We start from the raw sequence: 484 nt of genomic DNA on the forward strand, positions 1-484 counted from the left end.
CGGCGGAAGTTAGCGGGGCTTTTTTATGTAGCGAGTCGATTTATATGCTCGATGCAGAAATTCTTCCAACTTGGTTAGCGTGCCCCCCAAGACTACGCAGCCGTAACGCTCAGTGGATAAGCAATAACTTTCACATCCCTGCACTCGGCGCATAACGTCTTTGGTAGTGGTAAAATTGCCGCAGGACAATCTCTTATTAGATGAGGAAATCGAAGCGCGAAAGACGTTCGCGCACGGTGGCCTCCAGTTTGCCACAAACAAACCAGAGGCCTTCTTCCACCTTTACAAGGAGAGCCCTTCGATGTCAAACAACACGAAGCCAAACCAGTCAGCAACCGAGAAACTTGCTCGAGTAATCGAGCAATGTGGACCGGTGCTTCTTACTAACGTTCCAGTGGCGCTGTCACCGTTACCCATGTCAGCCAAGGCAGGCTTTGCCCTGCTAACGGCTGGCAAGGTAATGATAGACATCGTTATCGGCGCA

Annotated in this window: 1 protein-coding gene; it reads left to right on the forward strand. The window is 50.8% G+C overall.

The window, feature by feature from the left end; translation table 11 throughout:
- Positions 1-301 precede the first annotated feature (301 nt).
- Positions 302-484 (forward strand): hypothetical protein (locus tag QWL29_RS26595; RefSeq protein ID WP_305825854.1); only part of this gene is annotated, 183 nt, incomplete at its 3' end.

Source organism: Massilia brevitalea (assembly GCF_030711405.1).
Taxonomy (GTDB): Bacteria; Pseudomonadota; Gammaproteobacteria; order Burkholderiales; family Burkholderiaceae_D; genus Telluria; species Telluria brevitalea.